Here is a 25,090-nt window from a genome sequence, read left to right as displayed (position 1 = left end):
CGCTACAGTACAAGTCGATATTGTATAGTTTAAGCCTGCAAAGAGCGAGGCTGAGGCTCCCATCCTTTTGGCTCTGGTTGTCCGATTTTATTGCGCAAGATGCCAATACCTGGAATCTCAAGCTCAATGACATCGCCTGCCTGAAGCTTTTTGCCCTGCTCCAGACCACAGCCCAGACCGACCGTGCCTGACCCAAGCAATTCGCCAGGGAGAAGTGCTTCTCCCTGGGAGGCATAGGCAATTAGTTCCTCGACCTTCCAGGTCATGGTTGAACTGAAATTATGGGTCCACTCTTCTCCATTGATGCGTGCCATCATAGTCAGGTTGGTAAGATCAAGCTCGTCGCGGGTGATAATCCAGGGGCCGAGAGCGGTCGCAAAGTCTTTCCCTTTAGCAGGCCCCAGGCCGGCACTCATTTCCTTCATTTGAACGTCGCGGGCCGTGAAGTCGTTCAGTATCGTTACACCAAAGAGATGAGATAATGCTTCCTGCGGGCTCAGATTGCGTCCTGCCTTTCCAATGATGAAGCCTAATTCCAGTTCATAATCCATGTAGTTTGTATAGTTTGGCCAGGGGACCTCCTGCTCATGGCCGATCAGGGTTGTAGCATTCCCTTTATAGTAGACCGGTCGCTTGAGAGTCTCTTCGGGGAAGGGCAGTCCGCCGCGGCTGAAGGCGTTGCGTATATGCTCCTCGAAGGCCATGAAGTCACGCATGAGCGGGGGATCAATTGGAGGTAGTAAACGCACATTGGTCAGGGGAAGGATGGCCTCGTCACTGGCGCTCTGGGCTGCCTGTGCTGCGGCCGTAAGGAAGGTATCACCCAGACTGATTGCCTGAGCCATACTGGATGGAAAGAGGGCCGTTGCGAGGCGAAGAGCGGCATCATGGGTTGCTCCCTGCCTCTCAAGCCTGAGGCGTTCAGCTGTGACAAGATCGATGGCAGATCGCTCATCAGGTTGAATAACAGCCAACCTGCTTACCGCACCGTCCAGGCTATCACGGAGTATTCTTGCTAGTTTCAAAATTTTCCTCCTTGAGTATCGTCTTATAAGGCTATCATACAACGTTGCTGATGCTGGCTCAACTTCTTTTTCTCGCTCAAAAAATCTGCAAGGCTAATGAAGATGCATCCCGCCGTTAATATCTAAAGTGACGCCTGTAAGATAGGGACTTTCATCTGATGCCAGAAAGAGGATGCTTTTAACTACGTCATCCACTGTCGCGAGTCGTCCAACCAACGTACCTCGGGCGAGCTCCTCTTTTTTTTGGGGGGTCAGGAGATCGCCTGCAATATCTGTATCTACCATCGAAGGGGCGACGCAGTTGACACGGATACCCGATGGGGTGAGCTCACGCGCAAGTGCTTTGGTTAAACCCATGATACCTGCTTTCGCGGCACTGTAGGCACTGGTGCCGAAGACTCCACCGCCGCGTTGTCCCGACACGGATGAGAGCGAGACGATACTTCCCCCTCCACGCGCTATCAGTGCGGGCACAGCCGCCTGAGTGGTCAAAAACGTGCCTTTGAGATTTGTATCGAGCACGAGGTCGTATTCTTGTTCGGAGATATCAAGGAAGGATGTAGGTCTCGTCAGCCCGGCGACATTGATGAGGATATCAAGTCCTCCGAACGTCTCTGTCGCCTGCTTGACTACCTGAATCATCGCCGCCTTATCGCGAACGTCAGCCACCATCCCAGCCGCCTGACTAAACTCCTGGAGCTCAGACACGACTCGCTGTACATTTTCCTGTACGATATCAGTGATGACAACGTACGCGCCCTCTCTGGCGAGCGCCAGGGCCGTGCCGCGTCCAATCCCACGCGGCGAAGCGGCTCCCGTCACCAGGGCAACTTTGCCTGTAAACCTATTCATAAATAGTGTATCTCCATAAATCTGCTTAGAGCATATGCTCTTTCCATTTGAGAGGGCACTTTCGTGTCTGCTTCTATGATGCATCTTCACAGAGAGTGCGTCAAGCACACGCACGATTACCTATCTTCCAATCTTTCCGGAGGATCGATATTTCTGCCTTCTTCGATGAAATGAGGTGGTTCGAAGAAGTATGGAACATGATATGATACAAGCAATGATTGCATTTTCACGCTGTTGTGTATTGCTCAAAGGTATCAGCCAGGAGGAACTCTGTGTATGACCACCTCTAAAATCCCCAATATGACTGATTACGAGGCTGAATGTCGTAACTTTTCTCTGGATGTCCCCGAATATTTTAATTTTGCTCTTGATATCATTGATAAGTGGGCACAAGATCCTGATAAGCTTGCGATGCTCTGGATCGGGCAAAGTAAAGCAGTAGAACATATCACCTTTGCTCGATTTGCTGAGCGCTCCAGTCGTGCCGCTAATGCTTTTACTCGTATAGGCATCGTCAAAGGCGAACGCGTCCTCCTGATGTTGCCGCGTATTAGTGAATGGTGGGAGGCAGCCCTGGGCTTGATGAAACTAGGAGCTATCCCTATCCCCTGTACAACACTGCTAACCTCCAACGATTTACAGTTTCGCTCGGAGATTGCTGAGCCTGGCGCTGTGATTACTGATAGCGAAGGCGCCGCCAAATTTGATCTGGTCCGTGAGCAGTGTCCCAGCGTACGCGTAGCGGTCCTGGTAGAACATACTCCTGCGGGCGTCGAGCGCGATCAATGGCTCAACTATCAAGCCATGCTACGAGATGCTTCATCCGAATTCACGGGCGAGAAAACGCGTAGCGCTGATCCCTGTCTGATCTACTTTACTTCAGGCACGGTGGGTTATCCCAAGATGGTCTTGCATACACATGCCAGTTATCCTATTGGACATACCATTACTGCGAAATACTGGCTGGACCTAGATGAAAATGATCTTCACTGGAACGTCGGGGAACTTGGTTGGGCAAAAGCTGCGTGGTCCAATTTTTTTGGCCCCTGGATTATGGGGGCGGCAATGTTTATTCAGGATGCGCGGGGCAAGTTTGATGCGCTGGAGACGCTGAAAATGTTGCATACATATCCTATCACGACATTTTGTGCGCCGCCAACAGTCTACCGTATGCTTGTCCTTGCTGAGTCGATGGAGTATCTCCACGCGCATCCACCAAAGGCGTTGCGCCACTGCGTAGGAGCGGGCGAGCCGCTCAATCCTGAAGTGATTAAAATCTGGGAGAAGAATACTGGCTTGACCATTCGTGATGGCTATGGTCAAACTGAGACGGTATTGTTGTGCGGGAATTTTCCACCATTACGGGTCAAGCCGGGCTCCATGGGTAAACCTGCGCCGGGTTTCGAGGTGAGTGTGATCGATTTCGATGGCGGTGAACTACCTCCACACAAAGAAGGCGATATTGCGGTCAAGATCAAGCCGCACCGTCCAACCTGGATGTTTCGCGAATACTGGAAGAATCCTGAAGCGACCAGCGATTGTATTCGAGGAGATTGGTATATCACTGGCGATCGGGCCTACAAAGATGAAGAGGGATATTTTTGGTTTGTTGGTAGAGCCGATGATGTGATTATCAGTGCAGGATATCGTATCGGTCCATTCGAAGTTGAAAGCGCCCTGAAAGAACATCCGGCAGTCGCCGAATCGGCGGTGATCGCCAGTCCCGATGAAATGCGTGGTGAGGTTGTCAAAGCGTATATCATCCTTGCACCTGGCTATGATGCCTCACCTGAACTGGCAAAAGAGCTTCAGGAGCATGTCAAACGTGTCACCGCTCCTTATAAGTATCCGCGCGAAATTGAATTTGTGGAGCTTTTACCGAAGACCATTTCTGGCAAGATTCGGCGCGTTGAGTTGCGTGAGCAGGAGCGTCAAAGGAAACAAGGAGGCTTTTAAGATGGTCATGAAGGAAAACGATAACATCGGCGAGCCGGCATCGCCACGTACGCCTGCTCAGCAGACGCTCTTTGCGCCCGATGTACTTGAGTCCTTGAAGAGCGAGCGCCAGAAGTGGGAGGAGACGACCCTGCAAGCGTCGCTGCGTCGGATGCCAGAGCGTCCATATCTGCGGACAGCCTCCAGCGTTCCGATCGAGCGCCTCTACACGCCTGAGGATAATCCTGCATTTGACTATCAGAGCGATCTCGGCCTGCCTGGTGCGTATCCCTATACGCGTGGCGTGCAGCCTACCATGTATCGTGCGAAGCCGTGGACGATGCGGATGTTCGCGGGCTTTGGGATCGCTGAAGATACCAATGCGCGTTTCAAATATCTGCTCTCGCAGGGACAGACTGGACTCTCGACCGCTTTTGATATGGCGACGCTCTATGGTTATGATACCGATGATCCGCAGGCGGCCGGGGAATTTGGCAAATGCGGCGTGGCTGTTTCGTCTCTGGCCGACATGGAGATCCTCTTCGCGGATCTGCCCCTGGATACGATTACGACCTCCATGACGATCAATAGTCCAGCCTCGGCTATCTGGGCGATGTATATCGCGAACGCGGAGAAGCGAGGCTTTCCGCGTGCGAAACTGGGAGGGACGCTCCAGAACGATATCCTCAAAGAATACATTGCGCAGAAAGAGTATATCTTTCCGCCAGAAGCGTCACTGCGGCTGGTGACCGATACGATTGAGTTTGGCACCCATGAGATGCCACGCTGGAATACGATCAGCATCAGCGGCTATCACATTCGCGAGGCGGGCGCGACGGCGGTGCAAGAGCTGGCCTTTACGCTGGCCAATGGATTGGCCTATGTTGAGGCTGCTCTCCAGCGTGGTCTGAAGATCGATGAGTTCGCTCCACGCCTGTCTTTCTTCTTTGATGTCCACAACGATTTTTTTGAAGAGATCGCCAAGTTTCGCGCCGGACGTCGTCTGTGGGCCAGATTGATGCGCGAGCGTTATCACGCGCAAGATCCGCGCTCCTGGATGTTGCGCTGCCACGCTCAGACAGCTGGTGTTTCACTCACGGCCCAGCAGCCAGATAATAATGTGGTGCGTACGACCATCCAGGCGTTAGCGGCTGTGCTGGGAGGAGCGAATTCGCTGCACACGAATGCGCTGGATGAGGCTCTGGCCCTGCCTACAGAGAGCGCCGCTCTGATCGCGCTGCGCACTCAGCAGATTATCGCTGCCGAAAGTGGCGTGACAAATACTGTTGATCCGCTGGGAGGATCATACTTTCTTGAAGCCCTGACCGATCGCACGGAGCACGCAGCTCTGGCCTGTATCGAGCAGATTGAGTCTCTTGGCGGCGTGCTGGCCTGTATCGAGAGTGGCTTTTTTCAACGCGAGATCTCTGAGTCCGCCTATCGCTATCAACACGAGATTGAGATGCATCAACGTATCATCGTTGGCGTCAATGAGTATCTCGTACCGGAGAAAATTCGTGTGCCGACCCTCTATATCGATCAGGAGGGGGCTCGTACCCAGATTGAGCGGCTCTCGCGTGTGCGTCGAGAGCGAGATCAGTTGGCGCTGCGCAAGGCGCTGGATAATCTGCGCCGCGTCGCTGAGGGAACCGGCAATACGATGCCCGCTCAGATCGAGGCGGTCCAGGCATACGCGACATTGGGCGAGATTATGAATGTATTTCGCGAGACGTTTGGAACGTATAAAGAATTAGCCGTATACTAATTTCTTTTTACAACCAAGGAGCGTAACGCGATGCCGATCGAAATCAAAGTAGGCCCACCGACTATCACGACCAGTCAGGGACGCACCTTTATCGTCACGACGCAGAGTGGAGAAATCCAGGCCAACACAGACCAGGGCGTCTATGCGCAAGATACGCGTTACGTGAGTTCGTATCGCCTCTATGTCAATCGCTCGCGTCTCGCGGTGATCAATTCGAGCCAGCTCAGCTTCTACGCCTCACGCTTTCACCTCACGAATCCTCAAATTGAGACCGAGGGTGGGACGATCGCTGAGCAAACGTTGCGCATTACCATCGATCGCATCGTGAGCGAGGGAATTCATGAGGATATTGAGATTGCCAACTATACGGGCAAGCCGGTGGCTTTTCTGCTGGAGATAGGCATACGTTCCGATTTCGCGGATCTATTTGAGGTCAAGTCAAAAAACATTGTGCAGCGTGGGAAGCAGGATACCGTCTGGGATGCTCAGGCGAAATGCCTGCGTACCACCTATGACAATAAAGAATTTCATCGTGCTTTTAGCTATCGCATCACCAACGAGGGAGGCGTTGGCTACGCGAATGGACGGCTCTTTTTTGAGATTGAGTTGGAGCCCAATCAGCATTGGCATAGTTGTGGGGAGATGATTTTAGAACATGGGGAGCAGATTAAAGAGCCTACCTCTGGCCTGTGTCGTCGGGACAAGCCAGCGACGGCCTCGTCCGGCGCGACACCCTCGCAGGGACAGGAGCCGCGCAGCGACTTCGATCAGCGTCAGGCTCGTTGGCAGGCTCGTTGTACGGGAGTCTTGACGTCCAATCATATGATTGCCAGCATGTATCGGCAGGCTGTTGAGGATATGGGCGCTTTGCGCATCTATGATATGGATGTCTCGGATGAGGCCTGGATCGCGGCTGCTGGTGTCCCCTGGTTTGTGACGCTCTTTGGACGCGATAGTCTGACGGTCTCTTATCAGAATATGGCCGTCTCGGCAGGCTTTGCCCGTGGCGCTCTCAAGCGTCTGGCAGAGTATCAGGCGACCGAACGCGATGATTGGCGCGAGGCGCAGCCGGGTAAGATTATGCATGAGATTCGCTTTGGTGAATTGGCCCACTTCCATAAAGCTCCCTTTACACCTTTCTACGGCACGGCCGATGCCACAATGCTCTATCTAATCGTGCTTTCGGAAGCCTATCGCTGGACCGGCGACGTAGCTTTGCTCAAGGAGTATCGTGAGACGGCCGAAAAGTGCCTCGATTGGATCGATCACTACGGCGATCTGGATGGCGATGGCTTTCAGGAATATAAAAGCTTCTCGCAGTATCACTACGAAAATATTGGCTGGAAGGATGCTGGCGATGCCGTGGTCTATGCCGATGGCAGTCAGGTGAAACAGCCCAAGGGACTTTGTGAGCTTCAGGGTTATGTCTACGATGCGAAGATCCGTCTGGCCGAAGTCTTTCAGGCTCTGGATGATCAGCCTCGTGCCCGGGAACTGCTCCAACAAGCTGAGGATTTAAAGCGTGCTTTTAATCAGCGCTTCTGGATGGATGATGAGGGCTGTTTCGCCTATGGACTTGATCCAGATAAAAAGCAGATTACTTCGATTGCGTCCAACGCGGGACAATGTTTGTGGAGCGGGATTGCTGATCAGGATAAGGCTGAGCGTACGGCCAGAAGGCTTTTGCAAGAAGATATGTGGAGCGGTTGGGGGATTCGTACACTGTCCAGCAAAAATAGCGCCTATGATCCCTTTGCTTATCAACGCGGCTCCATCTGGCCTCAGGATAATGGGATTATCGCCGCTGGTTTCAAGCGTTACGGTCTGGCAGACGAGGCCAATCAGGTGATCCGGGCCATCTTCGATGCGACCGAACGCTTTGATGCCTATCGACCGCCAGAGCTCTTTGCGGGCATACAACGCGATGGTAACTTCGATTTTCCCATTCTCTATCCTGCGGGAGCAAATATCCCGCAGGCCTGGGCCACTGGCAGCATCTTTCATATGCTCCGTACGATCCTGGGCCTGCGGGCCGATGCGCCTCATAAACGCCTGTATGTTCAGCCAACTCTTCCCGACTGGCTGCCCGATATCGAGTTGCAGCGGCTGCGTGTTGGTCCTTGCTTGCTCTCGATCCGTTTCTGGCGCGACGGTAGTGCCTCGCGCTGGGAGGTGCGCAACATCCAGGCCGATGATGGGATCGCTCAGCAAGACTATATCCAGGTGCAAAACGAACCAGCACATAAGGTGTAATGGCGGAGTATCTCGGAGTCGTGAGACCCTGAGATGGATGTAGATATCCTCTCTCTTTAGCTTATTGCGCTTCTGATCTATTTGTCTGGCCGTTGCTTGTTTCGTTCTTTTCTTCACTCTTTTCTCGTGCCTGCTCAATCACGAGGAATGAAACGCTATCCCATGCGTTATGAATTCCTATAATGACGAAAAGGACACTTGCGGCACCGGTAACAAAGAGTACTGACTTTGGATAACTCGAGAGTATTATGGCTGAGACAACGAGTGCTGTGTATGAGATAAATGGAAAGATTGTATGCCACAGCCAGTCTTCTAGCACTGGTTGATAGTCGGTCTGATTGCGTGCTCGTCGTGCCACGATAATGATATAGATCATTCCTGCGAGACCAAGCATGCCGAGCAGAAGTCCTGCTTGCCAGAGTGCTGTCCATGGGGCACTGAGAGCGGCCGCAATCAGGAGGGTGGCGCAAAAGTGTACTACCGTTGGTGTGCCGAATGCCGCGATTGATCCTTCGGATCGTGACATTCGAGTACCGGCGATCAACGTAATCATCACGAACATCAGTCCCGTCAAAGTGGCAGCTGCGGTGCCGATGATGACGTAAAAGTTTTCCCAGTCGCTAAGTAGTGACTTTACTGTTTCTTGCATAATGGACCATCCCTTCGATATGTTTAGATTCTTTTTTTATTGTAACCCATTTTGGCGAGAAATCGCTGCTATGCTAAGATGTGACATATTTGTACGTATCTTAGCATAGCAAAAGGGAATGATCTTTTTGTACACCATTTACATTTCAGGGCAGATGGCTGCTGCATGACCAATGTGTGAGTGTATGGGGAGGAACGAAACCATATGGCATTCATGCGTATAGGACGCGTTAACGCTTAGCGTAAGACAATCTCAATGTGGGAGCAATACCGACAGCGTCGGATTCTGCGACCATCTATGTGTTCGCTGGGAAGGTATTCATGCTGCCTGCCCATAAAATGTACGCCCGAGGGACAGCGTGTACAATAGCGCTTCATAACGCAATTTGCTCCGCGCACCGGGGGACCCCATATATGGTCGATCGAAGATTTTGTATGGGCTGGATTTCTTTCGCACGTCGCTATGCGCTCACAATCACCATCGTGGATATAGTGCGGCTTGCCCCATATATGTGATGGCTTCCGCTTCTTTTCAATATGTTCTGCGTTGCGTCCACAAACGCGTTGCTGAGTACAATCGGTTGCTGAGACGTACTGCCATGCTCCATATTGATGGTGTGTGCGCATCGATGCTTTGTTACAGTGAGGACGACTACAGTGTCCTGTTTGTTCACAAGCAGCTGCGGAGGGATATTCCCACTCATAGTTGTGAAACCCTAGTGAACAGAAAAAGGGCATAGATATTAACCTCTTTTTAGCGTATTTTGATCCGGATCTATAACATATACGTTCATCTATATGGGCTAGCAGCAAAATGCTCTTCAAGATAGCTCATTCAGGTCGTTCTTTGGATGCGAACCGCTGATTATCACCAGATATAGGGAATGAGGCGATATTTAACCTGTGTCATATAGATAGCGTAGCCTGGTAATTCCTCACGTAGCATGCGTTCCTCCAGAACGGCTCGGACCCCCATCCAGGGAACAAAGAACAAGAAAAGCAAGATGCCGTACCAGGAACCCAGTAGCAGGGGAGTACCAAGAAAGAGGAGGAGTCCACCGGCATACATCGGATGACGAATGTAGTGATAGGGTCCGGTAGTGATGGTCGTGTGTCCCCGCTCGGTTTGGATACGTACTTTTGGCGATAGGAACGAGTTTTCTCGAAAGGTCAGGGAGATGATCAGGAATGAGCCTACCATAATTGCTGCCCCGATCACCTGGAGTACGCGTGGCATCTGTGACCAGTGAAATCTCTGAGCATCGAGTGCTATCAGCACCAGCCAGGTAAAGAGAAACAGCTCGAAGATCCAGAGAAATATCTTGTCCCAGGCTTTTTGATTGCTCTGGGAGACGCTCAGACGTTCTTGCAGTAAGCCAGGATTGTATTTGAGCAATAACCCGCTACCAATCAAAAGCCAGCCATAGAGCAGAATCAACCAGATCCAACCAGCAAGCCAGGCGATGGTGCCCGCCGGCAAAAATAGAAAAACCGCGTTGATCAGAAAGCTTCCTGCAATCATCAAAAGGGCTTTTGTTGCCAGAGTCATAGGTCACCTCTTTCTATGGGGAGAAGTACCCATACCACCTACCTTATTTAAACAGTATTATACGCCAGCGTGTGACACTACGGTAGGGCCAGCTTTTCACCCATCCAGTCAGCCTGCTGTGGCCGATACTTATAAGGGATGTTGTTGCAGACGTGGTTGCCGTCTTCAAACATCCAGAGATCCGCACTGCCAGCGGCTTCCGCCACCATTTTTTCGGAATCCTCTGGCGGAAAGAGCCTGTCGCGCCGCCCCATGATTACGAGGATCGGGGATGTGATGCGTGGCATGGCATCTTGCAGATTGAATGATTGTAATTTTGTGCGTGCGAGAGCTTCGTCTCAAGATATTTTTTTAGTGACTTGCTATTGGGCTTTCCTGGCTGAGAGCGTCCCGCCCAGATATAAATGTCCGATTTCTGGATTGTCCAGGATCTCCTGGTGCGTGCCGGTCAGGAGTACACGTCCGCTCTCCATGACGACTCCGTTGGTGGCTACTCCCAGGCCGGCACGTACATTTTGCTCGATCATGAGAATGGTACGACCCTTCTGATGCATCAATGTGATGTTCTCAAAAACCTGTTTGAGCGTCGAAGGATCGAGTCCGACTGAAGGCTCATCCAGCAAAATGAGTGTGGGATCAAGCATGAGGCAACGCGCAAATTCGACCAGGCGTTGTTGCCCGCCTGAAAGGTTACCTGCCTTGTCATTGGCGCGCGTTTTCACGATCGGGAACATGGCTTCGACTTCGTGCAAACGTTGATTGACCAGCGCTGCATCCTTCACCAGGAATGCGCCCAGTCTGACATTTTCTTTGACGGTCATGTCGATAAACAGGCTATGGTTTTGTGGCACCTGTACAATGCCCCGTGAGAGCACTTTGTAAGGGCTCATCCCGGTGATAGGATGTCCATCGAAGATAATCTCGCCCAGGCGCGGCTTTAGAAGTCCGCTGATGGCACGCATAATGGTCGATTTCCCGGCTCCATTGGGTCCCACAATGCAGGTAATCGAGCCCTTTTCGACCGTGAGGTCAACCCCTTTGAGGATGTCTCCTCCGCCGTATCCGGCGACCAGATTTTTTATCTGTAATACCATGACTGATTCTCCAGTTATCCACCTGATGTGTTAATATGAAACGTGTTAGGTGTCACAAGTATCATGAATAGAAATGGGGCCGTATCATGACTGTTCCTTTCTCAATGCGTCATTAGGATACTGCATTAAATAAGCGTCAAGGACGAGCGGATTGTTGCGTACCTCCTCGGGGGGACCTTCCGCGATGGTTGTGCCACGACTCAGTACCGTGATGCGGTCACATAGTCCCATGACAAATTCCATGTTGTGCTCGACCAGCAGAAAGGTGACACCACGCTTGTTTAAAACTCGAATACGATCGGCCAAGTGATTGAGCAAGGTTGGATTAATGCCACCGGCAGGCTCATCGAGCAGAATCACTTTTGGCTCGGCGATCAGGATGAAGGCGAACTCCAGTAACTTCTTCTGCCCATAGGAGAGGCTGCCCGCCAGTGCATTTTTATATTGCGTGATCCCCACGAAGTCCAGGAGCTCAAGCGCTTTTTGTTGTTCATGTTGAGAACTCCAACGTCTCAGTAATGCTCTTTTCTGATTGCGCTGTGCTGCGACATGCATATTCTCAAGCACGGTGAGTCGTGGGAAGATGCGTGTGATTTGAAAGGTGCGACCGAGACCAAGGTTAAATACTTGATCTGGCCGGGAGCGCGTGATGGATTTTCCGTTGAACTGTACGTCTCCTGTATCGGGAGGTATATAGCCGGTAATCACATTGAAGAGTGTGGTTTTGCCCGAACCATTGGGACCGATCAGTCCCATAATCTCACCCTCTTCAACTTTGATGGAGCAGGTGTCAAGGGCTTGAATGCCACCAAAGGCTTTGCTGATCTGTGCTGTTTTCAGAATGCTCATCGTGTTATCCCTCCTGCCCCTCTGAGACAAAAACTTCGTTGGACGGGTCTGCAATCCGTTCTGTCTCACCTCCATGCGAGGACGCTCGTGCTTCTGCTCGTGCCAGCCATCTCCTGTTGAGCGTGGGAACGATGCCCTGTGGTAAGAGGAGAATGATGACCAGGAATAATACGCCGTAAATGATCAGGTAATACCCACTCACGCCATATTCTAAGACAAAGTATTGTTGGGTCGATTCCAGAATTAGCGCTCCAAGAATGGGACCCGCTAATGTGCCTAGCCCTCCCAGAAATGCCATCAGGGCGATGGCGAGATCGAAGAGCGCATCAAAGGCGAAGGGCGGATAGACAGAGCCGATAAAGTAGGCATACATCGCGCCAGCCATGCCGACAAAGAAGGCTGAAATGACAAATGCAACCAGCTTAAAGGGCTCGGTTTTGATCCCCAATCCCAACGCTCGATCCTCATCATCGCGAATAGCGAGCAGTCCCAGGCCATATTTTGAATTGCGTATCCACCAGGAGACCCCGAGGGCAATCAATAATAAGAGCAGCGAAATATAATAGAAAGGGAGATTGAAGACGTCCCCCGTCCAATCAGGAATGGGTAAGCTAAGTCCGGTAGATCCATTGGTCAGGCCCGTCAGGTTGTAGGCGAGCAGTTGCAAAATAAAGAAGGTCGCCACCGTAATCACCACGAAGGTATGACGACGTGTGCGTAACGCGATCCAGCCCAGAGGTAACGCAAAGATAGAGGCAATCAGACCGGCGAGCGGTAGTAGCAAGAAGGGTGGATAGCCACCCGGGAGATGCCAATCCAGGCTAAGTATCGTGATCGTGTAGGCTCCGATCCCAAAATAGGCGGCGTGCCCGAGGGCGATATAGCCTGTATAGCCAGAAAAAATGTTCCATCCGGTGGCTGCGATAGCGAAGATGAGTGCGAAGACAGCAATGCTCGTAAAGGCTGGATTGGAGAAGACGAGTGGAAAAGCCATAAAGATCGCCAGCAATACACTGAGAAAAATCGGTTTTATAAAGCGCTTCATTGCTGCCTTCCTTCGGCCTGCCCAAAGAGGCCCTGGGGGCGTACCAACAAGATGATTACCAGCATGACAAAGAAAACAGTGCTGGCCCAGACTGGAGACCAGATATAAGCAGTGACATCCTCGATCACAAGCATGGTTAATGAGGCGATCAAAGAACCTCTCAGGCTGCCCATGCCGCCTAAAATGATAATAGCGAGTAAGCGCGAGATCAGATCATAGTGAGATCCAGGATTAAAGGGAGTAGTAGCTCCAAAAGCCATGCCACCTGCCGCCGCCAGAGCCATCCCGATGCCAAAAGTGATGGCCGATACGCGCTCGACACGAATACCAATCAACGCAGCGGCCGTCCGGTTTTGCATAGAGGCACGGACACTATGGCCGAATTTTGTCAGGTAGAGCAGGATATAGAGCGCAATGAGCAATATCAGGCTTAATAAAAAACTAAAGAGATAGATATCACCGAGATAGAAACTTCCGATTTGCACCGAGGCATCGACATACCACTCGTGGAGTTGGATGATATCGTTGCCAAAGATCTGGCTTAATACTCCTTCGATGATCAAGGCAATCGCAAACGTGACCAGGATTGACAGTGTGGTACGGTCAGCCTTGAGTGGACGAATGAAGGCCCATTCGATCAGGACTCCCAGGCCAAACATCACTGGCATAGTAATCAACAGCCCTAAAAAGAGATCCAGGTGGAGATAGGCTGATAAGGCATAACTCAGGTAGGCTCCCAGAATTACAAGGGCACCCTGACCCACATTGATGATATCCATGACGCCGAAGATCAAGGTCAGCCCTGATGCCATCAGCGCATAGATCGCTCCAGTCAGTAACCCTGTAATCGCTGCTTCAAAGATGCCTCCCATCAAAACACATCCTTCCTTGTGCGGCCTGCCTGCCGCACGTTTTGACCGCTATGGTGATGGAGGACAGCGTCCCCCATCACATTTGTAACTCGAACGATTAAGGCCATTGGGGTTTAGGGAATAATGGAGAGGCTGTGGCCGCATCCTTAGGATAGACAGGAACGAAAGATGACTGCTGCCATTGAAACAGATCGGCGATTGCCGCCGTGTTTTGTCCAGTGCTATCGAACTTGACCGGACCTTGCACGCTGGTAAACGTATCTGCGTGTATCTCTTTGATCAGAGCTGCATTGTCAATGCTTTTGATCTTGGTGGCCGCCTGCGCCAACACCTGTCCCACTGAATAGCCTTCGGCGACATCGGCACCGACCCCATCGGCCGTCCCGCCATATTTTGCCAGATAGGCCTTGACCATATCGGCGTTGCCAGGGTTGTTGGCACCAGGATACCAGCCGTTGGGGATCAATATTCCATTGGCCGAGCCTATGCCGACCGCCTTGGTAAACTGGTCGCCCTCATCGGGTCCGGCTGTGGCTACGATGGCTTGCGGATTATAATGCTGCTGCTTAAATTTTTGAATGAAAGCAGTTATGTCGGGTAGGAAGGTACCAAGGACGTCGATCTGCGCGCCAGAATTGATTACTTTGGCTGCGATTGGTGCATAGTCGGTTGTCTCGGCGGGATAGACTTGATAGGAGACGGTCTTGACACCACCGGCTTCTAAAAGTTTCTTCGCAATATCGATCTGTGGCTGTGTAAAAGGATCATCTTCGGTTGCATAGGCGGCAGTTTTTGGTCGTTGCGCTACCGGGAGCGAAAGAATGTATTTGGTAAAGACCGTCAGATTGTTGGCGATCGGTAAGGAAACGTCAAATACGTTGTGTAAATTCTGGTCGAAGACCGATGGGCCGCCGCCCGCTCCTTCAAGCATCGCATACCCATAACGGTTGGCTATCTGTGAAGATGGTTTGGTCAGCAGGGTTGAATAAGGCCCAAAGACAAGGTCAACTTTATCAACAGTAATCAGCCTTTGATAATTCGTCACAACCTGCTGGGGGCTACTGGCATCCGAGACAATATCCAGTTGTACCTGGCGACCAAGCAGACCACCCTGCTTATTGATCGTGTCCGCCCAGAGTTGATAGCCTTGTTTAAACGCTTGCCCATCCGATGAAAAATCGCCCGATAAAGATAGAGAAATACCGATTTTGATGGGCGTTTTATTTTGAGCTGCGGGTGCCGATGAAGAACCCCCACAAGCTGTAGATATGATAAGTACCAGGATCATTATACTCATAAAGCTGAGCGCCACTCTAAGTCGCGAGACGTAATGGTGTATCACGTCTTCTCTCCTTCTCCAGATCCATCTGGATGCTACTAAAATACCATTACACGGGAAACAATCAAACAAATCGAGCTAATAAGTTGCCATGGGGAGTAGAGCATGCATGATTCATCCTACGAGCCCCAGTGGTTCTTCAATGAATTCGGCAATCGTTGCCAGGAATTGTGCGCCACGTGCTCCATCTACGACGCGATGATCGCAGGAGAGGGTGAGCATCATGACTGGCTGTACCGCTGGCTGACCATCGACAGGGATCACCTGATCCGCAATGCGTCCGACCGCAAGAATAGCCGCCTGAGGGGTATTAATGATGGCGTTAAAGGCATCAACTCCATACATCCCCAGGTTGCTGATGGTAAAAGTTCCTCCCTGGAGATCCTGTGGACGCAGTTTTCCGTTCTGGGCGCGTTTGACCAGATCGTTGCGTCGCTTCGCGATAGCATGCAGGCTTAAGGCGTCCGCTTGATGGATGATCGGAACGAGCAGACCATCCTCGCTGGCGACAGCCAACCCTACATTGATCTCCTGCTGTAAGGAGATCGTATCCCCGCTCCATGTCGCGTTCAGGCGTGGATGTGTACGTAATGCCGCCGCGACAATTTTGACCAGTAAGTCGGTATAGGTAACTTTGTCAGAGGACTGTCGTCGCGCGTGTTCGTACCAGGCAATCAGCCGCCTGGCTCGCACCTCACGCACCAGAAAGAAGTGCGGAACCTGCGTCCAACTTTGCGTTGTATGCGCGGCCATCACGCGCCAGACAGTGCTTAATGTCATGCTTTGAGCGCTTGCCGCCATTGGCTCTCTGTCGGGGACCGGGTCTGATGGAGGTGTTGCGGTAGGAATTTCATCTGCTTTGAAAGATGGTGCGGCCAGTACGTTTGCCGCCAGGACTGCGCCATCGGGACCTGTCCCCTGGATTGTGGCGAGATCTTTTCCCTGCTCCTGCGCTAAACGACGCGCTTTGGGTGATGCCATGATGATCTGTTGTGCCGGCCTATCTGTGGATGCCTCTGGATGGTTTTGGAGATAGGCCAGGACATCCGCCTTCTGAATCCGCTTCCCCGTGGGCTCGATCAGATTGAGATCGAGCTTGTGATCGTTCGCAATGCGCGAGGCGAGCCTGCTAGAAGCGACGCGAGATCTCTGCTGTTCGTGACTCTCAGAACGTACGGGTTGGCTCTGAGCTTCGTGCATGGTCGCTGCATGTCGTTGAGATTGCGCTGCTTCAGCGGGAGCCAGAATTCTCGCGATTACCTGACCGACAGGAATTTCTTCACCGACAGCGGCGCTTAATCCTGTCAGCATGCCATCGGCGGGAGCTTCGAGTTCGATCACCGCTTTATCGGTCTCAATCTCAGCAATGGGCTGACCCTTTGTCACATATTCGCCATTGGCCTTGAGCCATTGCACCACTTTTCCCGTTTCCTGCGCCATGCCTAATGCAGGCAAAATGACCTCGGTCGGCATTATTGATCTGATCTCCTTTCATGTGAATACAGTCACATCGTTCATCCATGCCTGATGTGTTGTTCCAGAAAAACTCAAGCCTGGATGGCTGAATTGTCATAGACCGCGCTACGCTGCTGGTCAGCATTGAGATGAGATTGCGCTTCACGAATCGTGGGTAATGGACCTGTGGCGGTGTAGTAGCGCACACCTGCGATGAGTAATGTCTCGGCGGGGAAACGTGTGATTACTTCGCAGCCATCCTTTGTCACGACCAGCTGCTCCTCAATTCGGGCCGCCGACCAGCCGTCGCTTGAGGGCCAGAAGGTCTCAAGGGCGAAGACCATGCCTTCTTCAATCACTTCGGGATGATCAAGCGAGACGAGCCGGCTGAAGATGGGTTTTTCCCAGATGGAGAGTCCGACGCCGTGACCGTATTGGAGTGCAAAAGCGGCCTCTTCGTCGGGGAAACCAAACTCTTGAGCCTTCGGCCACAATCTGACGATATCGGCAGTGGTTACACCTGGTTTGATCGCGTTGATGGCTCGATCGAGAATATCTCGACAGCGTTTGTAGGCATCTACAATTGCAGGTGAAGCGCTGCCAATGGCAAACGTGCGGTAATAGCAGGTGCGATAGCCGTTATAGCTGTGCAGGATATCAAAATATGCGGGATCGCCCGGTCGCAGTGCCCGGTCGGTGTAGACGTGTGGGTGAGGGCTACATCGCTCACCAGAGATGGCGTTGACTCCTTCGACGTGCTCGGAGCCGAGGTCGTACAGGACTTTATTCACCAGACCGACGCATTCATTCTCACGGAAGCCGGGTTTCATCGCACGATACAATTCGTCGTATGCGGCATCGACCATCATGCAGGCGGTATTGAGCAGGGTGATTTCATCGACGGTCTTGATGACACGCGCTGACTGCATTAATTGTTGACCATCGACGACCTTAATGCCCTCAGCCTGTAACGCAAAAAGGACAGGAAGCTCAATCACATCGACGCCCACAGGCTCGTTTAGCAGGCCGCGTTCTTCCAGCTCAATGCGGATTTTGCGGGCCACATCCTCTGCCCGGCCGGATGCGGGTGACATCGCTCCCCGCTGCGTAGAGATGCCGGCCCGTGAACGCTCTCCCAGCCAGGGACAATAGATTTGATGGTGTCGGGCGGCCGAACCGAAGTCCCAGAGGATCGGCTCGTCGTCCTGCGGCAGGAGGCTAAAACGCGTCAGTTTATCGATGCCCCAGGTGCCGATATGGGTCGCTGTGATATAGCGTATATTATTCATATCGAAGCAGAGCAAGGCACCGATATTCGATGTTTTGAGGAGCTGCTTGATACGCGTCAGGCGTTCGGTGCGCAGGCGCTCAAAATTGGTACGCTCCTCCCAATCCACCCCCATCAGCCCATACGTCTTGGTTGTCATGATCTTTTCCTTTCGTTGCTCACCTGGCTACAGGCGCCCACATAGTGTTTTGGCTGCTTCTACGACAGAGAGTGCCGTAGGGACCGTTAGATCTTCTAGCGGTGGAGAGAAAGGGACCGGGACGTTCATTGCGCCCATGCGTTTCACTGGAGCATCAAGATAATAGAAAGCTCCATCTGTGATGATCGAAGCGATTTCAGCCGTGACCCCATATTGTTGATAGCCCTCGTCTATCACGATGGCGTGACTGGTCTTCCTGGCCGATGTAATCAAGGTCGCGGTATCGAGGGGCACTGTTGTGCGTGGATCAATGACCTCGGCATTTATGCCGAGAGGCCCCAGGATATCCGCGGCGGCCAGGGCGATCTGCACCATGCTACTGGTAGCCACCAGCGTAATATCGCTTCCGGGACGCTTGATATCAGCCACTCCCAGAGGAATCGTGTACTCCTCTTCTGGCACCGGTCCCTTGAGTTGATACATCATCTTATCTTCAAAAAAGACAACGGGATTATCGTCGCGGATCGCGGTTTTCAACAGACCTTTGGCGTCGTAGGGAGTCGAGGGAAGGACAACCTTTAAGCCGGGAATGTGACTGACCCAGGCATGCAAGCTCTGACTGTGCTGGGCGGCGGTGCGTCGCGTCGCTCCCAACGTCGTACGCAGGAGCATAGGAACCTTGAGCTTGCCACCGGACATATAGTGTACCTTGGCTGCCTGGTTAAAGAGCTGATCCATGGCAATGCCAAGGAAATCACCAAACATGATATCGATAATCGGACGCAGGCCTGTCATCGCTCCGCCGACGCCGATGCCTGTAATGCCGGCTTCCGAGATTGGCGAATCGATGACGCGAGCGGTGCCAAACTCTTCCACCAGGCCGGAAAGCACCTTGAACGCTGTCCCCGCTTCGGCTACATCTTCTCCCATGATAAATACGGACGGATCGCGGCGCATCTCTTCGGCCAGGGCTTCGCGGATCGCCTGGCCAAGTGTAATGATACGTGTCTCTTTATTAATGTGGTGGCTTACGGCTCTACTAGGCGTAGACATCTTGATCTACCTCATTGAGTTCTGGATAGGGAGCGTTCAATGCGAATTCAACACCGGCTTCAACTTCATCGCGTACCTGTTGGGCGATCTGCTCAGCTCTGGCGGCATCGAGGATGTGTTGCTCGGTCATCCACTTTAAAGACAATTGCAGTGGATCACGTTCGGTTTTCCATTGTTCCTCTTCTTCCTTTGGACGGTAGTACGAGCGCTGAATGTCACCAACATGGTGTCCATAGTAACGATAGGTATTGCAGAGCAGAAAGGCTGGTCCCGCGCCTTGTCGAGCACGGGCAATCAGGCGTTGTGCTGTGGTGTAGACGGCACGAATATCCTGGCCATCGACCTCTGTGGTCAGGATGCCAAAGGCAGCGGCTCTTGTGCGTATATCTCCGGCGGTGGTTTCTAAATAATGCGTGTATTCGTTGTAGAGGTTATTTTCGCAGACGTAGAGCACTGGGAGCTTCCAGAGTGAAGCCATATTCATCACTTCATAGAGGAGGCCCTGACCAAGCGCACCATCGCCAAAGAAGCAAACGGTGACCTGATCCGTGTCGCGCATTTTGCTTGAGAAGGCCGCTCCCGTGGCGATGCCTGCGCTGCCCGCCACGATCGCGTTTGCGCCCAGATTGCCTGTACTCGGGTCGGCAATATGCATAGAGCCGCCCTTACCTTTACAATAGCCGGCCTCTTTACCCAGCAGCTCGGCGAACATCAGATGTACCGAAGCTCCCTTTGCGAGGCAATGTCCATGTCCACGATGGGTACTCGTAATATAGTCATCGCGCCGTAAAGCGGAGCAGATGCCAACCGCAATGGCTTCTTCACCGCTATAGAGGTGAGCGAGACCGGGCATCTTCGCGCTGGTATACAAAGTATTCACGTGCTCTTCAAAAATACGAATTTTGAGCATCTGTTCATACATATGAATCCATTGCTCTCGCTCTACCGTGAGCGTCTCTTCATGGGCAGAAGAGACTCCTCTATCTGCCGGGTTGGATGCTTCGGAATGCAACATGGTTTCTTTCGTGTTCCTTTGCTCAGATAACATGTGTACACCGTATGCATGAGCAGGAGGCGTACGAGCACATGAGAAAAAAGGCATGACTACATGATGACCAGATCACACGATGATGGTGTCTTAAAGTACAAGCACATATGCTTGCCCGGGAACGTAATGCTCGGCCAACGGTCACTGCGACCGAAACAAAAGTAGCGTGCGACGCTACTGGAAATGCGTCTCTTTTCCTGAAGTCGCTTTTAGAGTGCGGACCCTGTATCTTCACGAACTTGTTGTAAATGCGCGATCATAGCTTGATGAGCCGCCTCGGCATCATGATTGATAATAGCGTGAAGGAGCCGCTTATGATGCATCTGTCCGCGCTCCGGGCCTCCCGCAATGGTGAAAATAAGTTTTCGCTGCTCACTTAATAAGCTGACGATAGAGTCGACGAGGGCGAGAATGAGTATATTTTGTGTAGCCTTCGCCATGGCACGATGGAAGTCATTATCGGCGGTAATAAAAGCGTCGGCATTTCGGAGCGTGAGATCCATAGTATCTACCGCGGCCTGTAGCGTAGCAATCTCATTCTCCGTGGCTCTTGTAGCTGCCAGGGCAGCGATTTCAGGTTCGAGAATGTGGCGGACTTCGGTTAGCTGCTCCAGGTTGGGCTTCTGGCCGACCTTCATCATCAGTCCCAAGGAGTGCTGCATGGCTTGCGATGTGGCATCTATGACAATGGTCCCGCGTCCAGGTCGCATATCCACCAGACCTTTTTGTGCCAGCGTTTTCATTGCCTCGCGCACAGCCGTGCGACTGGCTTGAAACTGTTCGCCTAATTCACGCTCGGTTGGTAAACGATCGCCACTACGAAGCTCACCACTAAGAATACGCTGTTCTATCTGCTCCGCGATGCGTTCAAAGACCTTGCTTGATTGTATTGGTTTGTACAATACTTACTCCAACCATCTTTTATAGCTCCACGTGCAAAGAATCCTTTGCCTGCATCCAAATAGGTTCCTGACTACCGCATAATGATACTGTCCATCGTATGATCATCATACCAATATCTACACGCATTGTCAACCTTTGTGGATGGAGAATTATCTGTTGCCTGATGTATGTCAGAAATCCTGTTGGGAGCATAATATGATCTTCAACTTTCTCATCCTGTCTCTGGCTCTTCATGGAGAAGGTCGTGGCTTCGGTGCTGCGGGTTGTTACGTTCCAAGTGCCTATGGTAAAATAATGGAGTTATCTGCGAGGGAAGTCCGCGCTCCGTAATACATAAGGATAGGCGCTTTGCGAAAGAGATTGTATACAAGATGACGACAAATGAGGATATATCTGGCGTTATCGCTGAAGAATCGTCATATTCCGTTTCTCAGAAAAGTACGCCATCTTTCTTGTCTTCTGCCGCTGCTGACATCTTTGCGGGCGGTGGGGAGATGGGGCAGCGTATACGCGCCAAAGATTGGTCAAAGACATCGTTGGGACCGGTTGAGTCATGGCCACAGAGCCTGAAGACGGTGGTACGTATTATGCTGACCTCGCGCCAACCTATCTGGATTGGTTGGGGACCAGAGCTGATCAAGCTTTATAATGATCCATATAAAGCCATCGTGGGTGGAAAGCATCCAGAGGCTCTCGGGCAGCCAGCCTCTGTCGTCTGGCAAGAAATCTGGGACGACATTGGACCCCGGTTACGCACGGCCGTAGAAAATAATGAGGGAACCTACGATGAAGCGTTGCTGCTGATTATGGAACGCTATGGATATCCTGAAGAGACCTACTACACGTTTTCTTATAGTCCAGTTCCGGGCGACCAGGGAACGGTGGAAGGTATTATTTGTGCGAATACAGACGATACTGGACGCATTATCAGTGAGCGACAAGTGAAGCTCTTGAGCATCCTGGCCGCTGCCACGACTGAAGCTCGTACGGTTGAGGATGCGTGTCGCCTCAGTGCTAGCAACCTGGCACAGAATCCGTATGATGTGCCCTTCGCTATGATTTATCTGTTTGATGAGGCAACTAACACGGTCTTTCTGGTTGGAACCTCTGGTATCCCCACGGGACATCAGATCGTGCCAGAAATGGTGACGCTTGATGCCCCTGCCTGCTGGCCTTTTGCCGAAGTCCTGCGTGAGCAGAAGATGTGCATGGTTTCTGACGAAAATCACCAGTTCGCCACACTTCCTATGGGAGCGTGGCCGCGTCCAGCTTATCACGCCGTAGCGGTTCCCATTGCGTCCTCCGGCCAGACGAGAAAAGTGGGTGTGTTGATCGTTGGTCTCAATCCATTCCGACGCTTTGACGAGAAATATCAAGAATTTATTCAACACATTTCAGGGCAGATTGCTGCCAGTATGACCAATGCGCAGGCGTATGAAGAGGAACGCAAGCGTGCCGAAGCCTTGGCCGAGATCGATAGTGCTAAAACGATGTTTTTTAGCAACGTTTCCCATGAATTTCGTACTCCTTTGACACTCATGCTAGGCCCGATTGAAGATATATTAGTCGAAAAGGATGCGCTCACGCCAGAGCAACGCATGAGTATTGAAATTCTGCATCGTAACGCGTTGCGACTCTTGAAACTCGTCAATACGTTGCTCGATTTCTCTCGCATTGAAGCAGGACGTGTCCAGGCACTGTATGAGCCGATGGATCTGGCTACTCTGACGATTGATCTCGCCAGTAGCTTTCGGTCTGTCATCGAAAAAGCAGGCATGGCCCTTATTGTTGATTGCCCCATCCTCGATGAGCCGGTGTATGTGGATCATGAGATGTGGGAGAAAATTATCCTCAATCTTCTCTCCAACGCCTTTAAATATACCCTCAAGGGAGCAATTACCGTGACGCTGCAGCAGTATGAAACCACGGTTGAGGTGACGGTTAAAGATACAGGCGTCGGTATTTCCAGCGAAGAACTTCCTCATATGTTTGAGCGCTTCCATCGTATCAAGGGAACAAGCGGAAGAACAATTGAAGGGACCGGCATTGGGCTCTCTTTCGTGCAAGAGTTGGTCAGGCTCCACGGGGGAACGATCCGCGTGACAAGTACACTCGGTATCGGAAGTGCATTTACTGTCTCGCTGCCACGAGGATCAGCGCATCTGCCACAAGATCGGATTGCTACGCAACATACGCTGACATCTTCTTCAGTCCATACGCGACTCTATGTGCATGAAACGCTCCGATTACTGTCCGGGCAAGAGGAAGAAATTGATATGCTTTCCGCTATCCCCCCTACCGCTGATGGGAGCTATGCAGGCCAGAGAGAAGCGGAAGGTCTTGATCGTAAGCAGGAGACATCGGAGCAGGTCCTCTTTGCCGATGATAATGCCGATATGCGCGATTATGTCAGTCGCATACTCCAACATAAATATCTCGTGCGCACTGTTGCGGATGGGCAAGCGGCGCTCGCGGCTGTGCAGGTGTCGCGACCAGATCTGATCCTGACAGATGTGATGATGCCGGGCATGGATGGATTTGAGCTATTACAAGCGCTGAGGGCCGATCCTCACACACAGAACATCCCGGTGATTCTGCTTTCCGCGCGCGCTGGCGAAGAAGCGAAGATTGAAGGGATAGAAGCCAGGGCCGATGATTATCTGGTGAAGCCATTTAGTGCCCGGGAATTGCTGGCACGCGTAGGAGCACATCTCGAAATGGCTCGTATCCGTAAAGACGCGGAAGTGCTCATCCAGGCTGAGCAGCAACGATTGCGTGATCTGTTCAGACAAGCGCCGGCTCTGATTGCGATCTTGCGTGGGCCAGAGCATGTCTTTGAGCTGGCCAATCCATCATATATGCGCACTATTGGAGCGCATCGAGATATCGTTGGGAAATCCGTGCGCGATGCTTTCCCCGATCTCGCGGAGCAAGGTTTCTACGAGTTGCTGGATACAGTCTATCAGACAGGGAATCCCTTTGTAGGTAATGAGATTCTGGCTCGCTTTGATCCTCAAGGAGATGGAACATTCAAAGATATATATTTTAACTTTGTCTATCAGCCCTCCTATAATCTCAGAGGAGAAATTGATGGGATTCTTTTTTATGGGATCGATGTTACCGAGCAGGTAGAGGCACGGCAACGCATTGAAGAACTTTCACGGCAAAAGGATGAGTTTATTGGCATTGCTAGCCATGAGCTTAAAACTCCAGTAACCAGTGTGAAGGGATATGCGCAATTGCTGGAACGTCGTTTCCGCCAGTCTGGCGATGAACGCTCGGCTGTACTGCTCCAGAAGATGGACGTGCAGTTGGATAAATTGACTGCTCTGATTGGCGATCTCCTTGATGTCACGAAGATAGAAAGTGGCAAGCTCCTGCTTCATCCCTCCGTCTTTGATTTTAATGAACTGATCCGGGAAATCGTCGAAGAGATGCAGCATACGACATCCCGTCATCAGATTGTGATGGAACTTGTCGCGCCCGTGACCATCTCTGCTGATCGAGATCGCGTTGGACAGGTCCTGACCAATCTGATCACCAATGCCATCAAATATTCCCCCGAAACCGATTGCATTACAGTAAAAACAGTCAGGACAACTGAGAGCATCATCACCTCCGTCCACGACGATGGGATTGGTATCCCTCTAGAGATGCAGCCTCACCTCTTTGAGCGTTTTTTTCGCGTCGAAGGAGAGGCTCGGGCCAACTATCCAGGGTTGGGCCTGGAACTTTATATCGCGGCCGAATTCGTCATGCGACACCACGGAACTATCTGGGTGGAGAGCGATGGTGTACAAGGCACCACGTTCTTTTTCTCCTTGCCTCTCTCCCAAACGTAGTATCTGCCAAAATTCCTCTCTTCATAGCATCACACAGCATCGTAAGGCCCCAAATGGGGCAGTATTCATCTTCGCTTCATGTGGACACGTTACAGTACGGAGAGGCTAAGGATTTAAATAGCTGATACAAATATCT

The 25,090-nt window shown here is 51.8% G+C and carries 19 protein-coding genes; 4 read left to right on the top strand and 15 right to left on the bottom strand.

Annotation, left to right across the window (positions count from 1 at the left end; all coding sequences use genetic code 11):
* Positions 1–29: 29 nt before the first annotated feature.
* Both AC27N8_RS03580 and AC27N8_RS03575 read right to left on the bottom strand, forming a co-directional pair.
* Entirely contained in the window at positions 30–1,025 is a 996-nt protein-coding gene (locus AC27N8_RS03580) for a fumarylacetoacetate hydrolase family protein (RefSeq protein ID WP_487064017.1), read from the bottom strand.
* A gap of 93 nt (positions 1,026–1,118) precedes the next feature.
* Entirely contained in the window at positions 1,119–1,877 is a 759-nt protein-coding gene (locus AC27N8_RS03575) for an SDR family NAD(P)-dependent oxidoreductase (protein WP_487064015.1), read from the bottom strand.
* Positions 1,878–2,153: 276 nt separating this feature from the next.
* Here AC27N8_RS03575 and AC27N8_RS03570 point away from each other — a divergent pair, with 276 nt between their 5' ends.
* Genes AC27N8_RS03570 through AC27N8_RS03560 form a run of 3 tightly spaced genes read left to right on the top strand, consistent with a single transcriptional unit; the run spans position 2,154 to position 7,830 of the window.
* On the top strand, positions 2,154–3,833 hold the full coding sequence (locus tag AC27N8_RS03570; RefSeq protein WP_487064013.1) for an acetate--CoA ligase: 1,680 nt from the start codon (positions 2,154–2,156) through the stop codon (positions 3,831–3,833).
* A 7-nt stretch (positions 3,834–3,840) separates the two neighbouring features.
* The gene (locus AC27N8_RS03565) at positions 3,841–5,577 is read left to right on the top strand and encodes an acyl-CoA mutase large subunit family protein (RefSeq protein ID WP_487067899.1); all 1,737 of its coding nucleotides are present in this window, start codon (positions 3,841–3,843) and stop codon (positions 5,575–5,577) included.
* A gap of 30 nt (positions 5,578–5,607) precedes the next feature.
* Positions 5,608–7,830: an amylo-alpha-1,6-glucosidase gene (locus tag AC27N8_RS03560; protein WP_487064011.1), complete on the top strand. Its 2,223-nt coding sequence runs from the start codon at positions 5,608–5,610 to the stop codon at positions 7,828–7,830.
* Positions 7,831–7,891: 61 nt separating this feature from the next.
* On the opposite strand, the gene AC27N8_RS03555 is transcribed toward AC27N8_RS03560, so the two are convergent.
* The 13 genes from AC27N8_RS03555 to AC27N8_RS03495 all read right to left on the bottom strand — a co-directional run bounded on the left by AC27N8_RS03555 (position 7,892) and on the right by AC27N8_RS03495 (position 21,111).
* Entirely contained in the window at positions 7,892–8,479 is a 588-nt protein-coding gene (locus tag AC27N8_RS03555; protein WP_487064009.1) for a hypothetical protein, read from the bottom strand.
* Between the two features lie 867 nt (positions 8,480–9,346).
* The gene (locus tag AC27N8_RS03550) at positions 9,347–10,027 is read right to left on the bottom strand and encodes a methyltransferase family protein (protein WP_487064007.1); all 681 of its coding nucleotides are present in this window, start codon (positions 10,025–10,027) and stop codon (positions 9,347–9,349) included.
* 77 nt (positions 10,028–10,104) lie between these two features.
* The gene (locus AC27N8_RS03545) at positions 10,105–10,314 is read right to left on the bottom strand and encodes a hypothetical protein (RefSeq protein WP_487064005.1); all 210 of its coding nucleotides are present in this window, start codon (positions 10,312–10,314) and stop codon (positions 10,105–10,107) included.
* A gap of 75 nt (positions 10,315–10,389) precedes the next feature.
* Complete coding sequence (locus AC27N8_RS03540) at positions 10,390–11,121, bottom strand: ABC transporter ATP-binding protein (protein ID WP_487064003.1); 732 nt, start codon at positions 11,119–11,121, stop codon at positions 10,390–10,392.
* Positions 11,122–11,205: 84 nt separating this feature from the next.
* The gene (locus AC27N8_RS03535) at positions 11,206–11,970 is read right to left on the bottom strand and encodes an ABC transporter ATP-binding protein (protein WP_487064001.1); all 765 of its coding nucleotides are present in this window, start codon (positions 11,968–11,970) and stop codon (positions 11,206–11,208) included.
* 4 nt (positions 11,971–11,974) lie between these two features.
* A complete protein-coding gene (locus AC27N8_RS03530; RefSeq protein WP_487063999.1) occupies positions 11,975–13,015 on the bottom strand; it encodes a branched-chain amino acid ABC transporter permease in 1,041 nt (346 codons plus the stop codon).
* Entirely contained in the window at positions 13,012–13,887 is an 876-nt protein-coding gene (locus tag AC27N8_RS03525) for a branched-chain amino acid ABC transporter permease (protein ID WP_487063997.1), read from the bottom strand. Before AC27N8_RS03525 ends, AC27N8_RS03530 begins: the two co-directional genes overlap by 4 nt.
* Before the next feature lie 97 nt (positions 13,888–13,984).
* A complete protein-coding gene (locus tag AC27N8_RS03520) occupies positions 13,985–15,184 on the bottom strand; it encodes an amino acid ABC transporter substrate-binding protein (RefSeq protein ID WP_487063995.1) in 1,200 nt (399 codons plus the stop codon).
* Positions 15,185–15,340: 156 nt separating this feature from the next.
* Positions 15,341–16,699, bottom strand: coding sequence for a dihydrolipoamide acetyltransferase family protein (locus tag AC27N8_RS03515; RefSeq protein WP_487063993.1), 1,359 nt, complete (start codon positions 16,697–16,699; stop codon positions 15,341–15,343).
* Between the two features lie 74 nt (positions 16,700–16,773).
* On the bottom strand, positions 16,774–18,108 hold the full coding sequence (locus tag AC27N8_RS03510; protein WP_487063991.1) for a M24 family metallopeptidase: 1,335 nt from the start codon (positions 18,106–18,108) through the stop codon (positions 16,774–16,776).
* Between the two features lie 27 nt (positions 18,109–18,135).
* Positions 18,136–19,161: an alpha-ketoacid dehydrogenase subunit beta gene (locus tag AC27N8_RS03505; protein ID WP_487063989.1), complete on the bottom strand. Its 1,026-nt coding sequence runs from the start codon at positions 19,159–19,161 to the stop codon at positions 18,136–18,138.
* Positions 19,148–20,176 carry a thiamine pyrophosphate-dependent dehydrogenase E1 component subunit alpha gene (locus AC27N8_RS03500; RefSeq protein ID WP_487063987.1) on the bottom strand — a complete coding sequence of 343 codons (1,029 nt, stop codon included), beginning with the start codon at positions 20,174–20,176 and terminating at the stop codon, positions 19,148–19,150. The genes AC27N8_RS03505 and AC27N8_RS03500 overlap by 14 nt, the downstream gene beginning before the upstream one ends.
* Positions 20,177–20,418: 242 nt before the next feature.
* A complete protein-coding gene (locus tag AC27N8_RS03495; RefSeq protein ID WP_487063985.1) occupies positions 20,419–21,111 on the bottom strand; it encodes a FadR/GntR family transcriptional regulator in 693 nt (230 codons plus the stop codon).
* A 372-nt stretch (positions 21,112–21,483) separates the two neighbouring features.
* Here AC27N8_RS03495 and AC27N8_RS03490 point away from each other — a divergent pair, with 372 nt between their 5' ends.
* Positions 21,484–24,954 (top strand): ATP-binding protein, encoded by a 3,471-nt coding sequence (locus AC27N8_RS03490; protein WP_487063983.1) that lies wholly within the window; start codon positions 21,484–21,486, stop codon positions 24,952–24,954.
* Positions 24,955–25,090 lie beyond the last annotated feature (136 nt).

The sequence above is a fragment of the Dictyobacter sp. Z7_2 genome (assembly GCF_057551105.1).
Note: the sequence above shows the minus strand (reverse complement) of the source record. Positions and strands in the feature narration are given on the sequence as shown.

What these genes read in the sequence shown, in the direction of transcription:
- AC27N8_RS03575 (WP_487064015.1), bottom strand. Translation starts at nt 1,877, where the DNA reads ATGAATAGGTTTACAGGCAAAGTTGCCCTGGTGACGGGAGCCGCTTCG.
- AC27N8_RS03570 (WP_487064013.1), top strand. Translation starts at nt 2,154, where the DNA reads ATGACCACCTCTAAAATCCCCAATATGACTGATTACGAGGCTGAATGT.
- AC27N8_RS03565 (WP_487067899.1), top strand. Translation starts at nt 3,841, where the DNA reads ATGAAGGAAAACGATAACATCGGCGAGCCGGCATCGCCACGTACGCCT.
- AC27N8_RS03560 (WP_487064011.1), top strand. Translation starts at nt 5,608, where the DNA reads ATGCCGATCGAAATCAAAGTAGGCCCACCGACTATCACGACCAGTCAG.
- AC27N8_RS03555 (WP_487064009.1), bottom strand. Translation starts at nt 8,479, where the DNA reads ATGCAAGAAACAGTAAAGTCACTACTTAGCGACTGGGAAAACTTTTAC.
- AC27N8_RS03550 (WP_487064007.1), bottom strand. Translation starts at nt 10,027, where the DNA reads ATGACTCTGGCAACAAAAGCCCTTTTGATGATTGCAGGAAGCTTTCTG.
- AC27N8_RS03545 (WP_487064005.1), bottom strand. Translation starts at nt 10,314, where the DNA reads ATGCCACGCATCACATCCCCGATCCTCGTAATCATGGGGCGGCGCGAC.
- AC27N8_RS03540 (WP_487064003.1), bottom strand. Translation starts at nt 11,121, where the DNA reads ATGGTATTACAGATAAAAAATCTGGTCGCCGGATACGGCGGAGGAGAC.
- AC27N8_RS03535 (WP_487064001.1), bottom strand. Translation starts at nt 11,970, where the DNA reads ATGAGCATTCTGAAAACAGCACAGATCAGCAAAGCCTTTGGTGGCATT.
- AC27N8_RS03530 (WP_487063999.1), bottom strand. Translation starts at nt 13,015, where the DNA reads ATGAAGCGCTTTATAAAACCGATTTTTCTCAGTGTATTGCTGGCGATC.
- AC27N8_RS03525 (WP_487063997.1), bottom strand. Translation starts at nt 13,887, where the DNA reads ATGGGAGGCATCTTTGAAGCAGCGATTACAGGGTTACTGACTGGAGCG.
- AC27N8_RS03520 (WP_487063995.1), bottom strand. Translation starts at nt 15,184, where the DNA reads ATGAGTATAATGATCCTGGTACTTATCATATCTACAGCTTGTGGGGGT.
- AC27N8_RS03515 (WP_487063993.1), bottom strand. Translation starts at nt 16,699, where the DNA reads ATGCCGACCGAGGTCATTTTGCCTGCATTAGGCATGGCGCAGGAAACG.
- AC27N8_RS03510 (WP_487063991.1), bottom strand. Translation starts at nt 18,108, where the DNA reads ATGACAACCAAGACGTATGGGCTGATGGGGGTGGATTGGGAGGAGCGT.
- AC27N8_RS03505 (WP_487063989.1), bottom strand. Translation starts at nt 19,161, where the DNA reads ATGTCTACGCCTAGTAGAGCCGTAAGCCACCACATTAATAAAGAGACA.
- AC27N8_RS03500 (WP_487063987.1), bottom strand. Translation starts at nt 20,176, where the DNA reads ATGTTGCATTCCGAAGCATCCAACCCGGCAGATAGAGGAGTCTCTTCT.
- AC27N8_RS03490 (WP_487063983.1), top strand. Translation starts at nt 21,484, where the DNA reads ATGACGACAAATGAGGATATATCTGGCGTTATCGCTGAAGAATCGTCA.